Annotated in this window: 1 protein-coding gene; it reads right to left on the bottom strand. The window is 65.3% G+C overall.

Annotated elements, in window-relative coordinates:
- Window positions 1-38: 38 nt before the first annotated feature.
- Window positions 39-2,939 (bottom strand): TonB-dependent receptor plug domain-containing protein, encoded by a 2,901-nt coding sequence (locus tag EX88_RS0112200; protein WP_031372271.1) that lies wholly within the window; start codon window positions 2,937-2,939, stop codon window positions 39-41.
- Window positions 2,940-3,610 lie beyond the last annotated feature (671 nt).

The following is a 3,610-nucleotide window of genomic DNA, read 5'->3' as shown; positions in this document are numbered from 1 at the left end:
GGCGGCGCGGTTGCGCCGCCGCGACGGGTTGGCCTGCCTTAGTTGAAGTCCAGCACGTACTCGATGGCGACCTCGCGGCCGACCGGGCTGAAGATGCGGTCGGCGATGAAGGCGAAGTCCTTCTTGTACGGGTCCTTCTCTTCGTTGACTTCGTCGAAGATGTTGCTGACGTAGAAGTTGACCTTGGCCTTCTCGGTGATCTGATAGCCGGCGCTGAGGTTCCAGGTGATCGCCGGCCCGACGCGGCCGTAGTACTTCTTGGTCGCCTGGCCGAAGGTCGGGCTGGCCGAGTCGTTGTCGACGCAGTTGTCGGAGTTGGGCACGTAGCCGTCGGAGAACGGCAGGCAGCCGTTGAAGCGCACGCTCGGCACGCTGCCGACGCGGTCGGCGTAGACGGTCGCGTTCCACTTCTCGCGCTGCCAGTTGACGCTGCCGCGGAACTTGCTGCGCGGTTCGTCGTTGCGCTTGTCCTGCATCTCTTCGCTGGCGTCGGTGCGGGTTTCGAGCTTGAGCAGGTTGGTGTAGTTCAGGCCCAGGCTGAAATCGCCCCAACGCTCGGTGGTGAAGCGGTACTTCAGCGAAGCGTCCACGCCTTCGACGTTGCGCGCGGCGCGGTTGACCGGGCCGGTGCGGATGTCGGTGACCTGACCCAGCAGCGGGCCGGCGCCGTCCGGATCGGCGGCGCGGGTGACGCGGCCGATCTGCAGCTTGCAGCGGTCCGCGCTCGGAGCGCTGACGCGCGGCTCGCCGGTCGGGGTCTTGCCGGTCAGGCAGTAGGCCTCGTCGAGCAGCACGTCGTTGGCTCCGACGTCGTCGATTTCGTCTTCCAGTTCGATACGCCAGTAGTCGGTCGACACCGACAGGCCGTCGGTGATGTCCCAGACGAAGCCGGCGGTCCAGGAATTACCGGTTTCGTAATTCAGGTTCGGCGTGCCCTGGCGCGCGATGTTCGCGTCCTCGACCTTGAAGCCGGCGTCCCAGGTGCAGTTGCCCTGCTGGCCCGCGCGCAGGCAGTTCAGGTAATCGGTCTGGTCGGCGACCGAGGTGCTCGGCGTGGCGTAGACGAAGTGCATGTCCGGCGCACGGAAGCTGGTCGCATAGGTGCCGCGCACCAACAGGTTGCTGAAGGGGCGCCATTCCAGGCCGGCGTTGTAGGTCGACGCGGCGTCGCCGGATACGGCGTCGTACTTGTCGTAACGGCCGGCCAGCGATGCGGTCAGCGACTCCAGCAGCGGAATCTTGAACTCGACGCCGGCGGCGTAGTGATTGCGCGTACCCGAACCCAGATCGAGATTGGCGGTCTGGTCGTACTTGCGGTTGTCGCCGATGGTGTTCGGATCCGGCGCCAGGCTATACCCCTGCTTGGCCGCTTCGAGCTGGGCGGCGAAGCCGATCGGGCCGGCCCAACCTTCGAACAGGTCGCCGCTGACGATGAAGTTGGCCGAGGTCAGCCAGGATTCGGCGCGGTTCTTACCGCGCGTGGTGATCGAGGCGTAGTCCTGCGGCGAGATCGGGTTCCACAACCGGTTCTGGTCGATGCGATCGCGATTGGCGCCGAGGAAGTAGCGGTCGGCTTCGGCCAGCAGCACGGTCGGGAACTTCTCGTCGACGGTGTATTCGGCGCGGCCGATGCTGAAGTCCCAGTCGAAACGATCGCCGAACTGGCCGCGCAGGCCGGCCGACAGATCCCAGGACAACTCGTCGGAGCGGGTGTAACCGCCCTTGGCGCCGCCGATTTCCTGCGGAGTGAAGCGCTTGACCAGGTCGAGATCGGCGTTGAGGCCGACATCGTGGTAAGTGCCGCCCGAGCTCCATGCCGGCATGAAGGTCATGTTGGTGCCGCGCGAGCTCCACACACCAGCGGTGACCCAACCCTGCATGCCGTTGGCGAAATCGTAGTTGCCGTACACGTAACCGGAGCGATCGTCGCTGCCGTTGCGCAGGGTCCAGTGCTGGTAGGCCGTCTTCTGGCCGCACTGCCAGCCGGTGTTGCCGATGGTGTTGCTGTTGCGGTTATAGGTACGGCGGTTCTGCAGGAAGAACTCGGAACCGTACTGATCGCAGGCGCCGGCCGGCGGCATCATGCGCTGGCCGGTGCCGGCGTTGAACATGCGGATGCCGACCGACGGCAGCACGCCGACCTTGCGGTCCTGCGGATTGAGCGAGGTCGCCGGCGCATCGAATTCCGAGTCCATGAACTCGCGCTCGCTTGCCGGCAGCGCTTCGCGGTGGAACCACTGCAATGCGTAGGTCACGTTCCAGTTGTCGCCGCTGCGGCCGCCGGCCCAGGACAGGTCCATCGAATCGCGGCCGCCGCGGGTCGAGGTGCCGCCGCGGATCTTGACCTGGTCGCCCTGGAATTCCTTCTTGAGGATCACGTTGATCACGCCCGCGACCGCATCGGAGCCGTAGATCGCCGAGGCGCCGCTGGCGAGCACTTCGATGCGCTCGACGATCGCGGTCGGGATGTTGTTGAAGTTGGCGAAGTTGCTCTTGCCCTGGTACGGCAGCGGATAATCGACGACGCGACGGCCGTTGATCAGCAGCAGGCTGCGACCCGGGCCCATGTTGCGCAGGTTGAGCGGACTGGCGTTGACCGTGTGCTGGCCCCAGGCGATGTCGGACTCGACCGTGCCCATGGCTTCGGTCAGCGTGGTCAGCGCGTCGTAGACGGTGTTGAAACCTTCCTTCTCGATCTGCGCGGCGGTGATGGTGAAGACCGGCGCCGGTCCTTCGATCTCGCTGCGCTTGATGCGCGAGCCGGTGACGGTGATCTTGTCGATTTCGGTTGGCTTGTTCGCCCGGCTGCTCTCGTCGGCGCCCGCGCTGGCCTGGCCGGCCGGCGTCTCGGCGGACTGCGCCTGCGCCACGGCAGGCGCGAACAGGATCGACAGCAAAGCACCGGTCAGTGCGCTGCGTCGCAGGGTGGAATGGCTCATCTTCGCGGTGCTCCCCAAGAAAAAGTGGACTGCAATGGCGACCGCTCCCTGGTCTCAAACGGCTTTTCTCTCGATCTAAGTAAACTGCCCGGATGGCCCCGAAAGACCGCCCCGGCATACCCAACCCCCAAATTGGATCGATCTAAATTAACCACAACCTGGGACCGCGTTGCATGACGCGGCGCAGCAATGAGGGTGTGCTAGGGAGACCGCGTACACAGTCGCCGCGACGAGCCGGTCGCCGATACGCCGGTAAGTGATTGTTTTGCCGAGTCTGGCGACAGCCGTGAAGGCCGCAGGGCCTCGGCCTGCCCGAATCGATTTTTGCGTGGCGGCATGCCGAAGGCACCGCCGCCTGCGCGCGATGCGCGAACCGGGTCGGCTTGCCGGGCCCAGGCCCCTCCCCCTTGTCGGCGATGTCTCGCTCTTGGGTAGGAGCGGCGCGAGCCGCGACCCGACCTCCGGCCTGCGGCGCTGCCCACGGTTCGCGGTCGCGGCTTGTGCCCCTCCTCCGAGGTCCACCGCGTTGCCGTTGCCGTTGCCGTTGCCGTTGCCGTGATGAGCTTGGCGTAGTACCGAACAGAAGCTCTGCACTTGCTGCTGACTTTGTTGAAGCAAGATCAAACGCCAAGAGCTTCCGCCACTAAAGCGGCGGGTTACTTTCTTTTGTC

Origin of the sequence: Lysobacter antibioticus (assembly GCF_000731095.1) — a bacterium.
In the GTDB taxonomy this organism is placed as follows: Bacteria; Pseudomonadota; Gammaproteobacteria; order Xanthomonadales; family Xanthomonadaceae; genus Lysobacter; species Lysobacter antibioticus_B.
The sequence above is the reverse complement of the archived record's forward strand: the minus strand, read 5'-3'. Positions and strand labels throughout refer to the sequence as shown.

Coding starts and splice junctions, on each gene's coding strand:
- EX88_RS0112200 (WP_031372271.1), bottom strand. CDS start 2,939: ATGAGCCATTCCACCCTGCGACGCAGCGCACTGACCGGTGCTTTGCTG.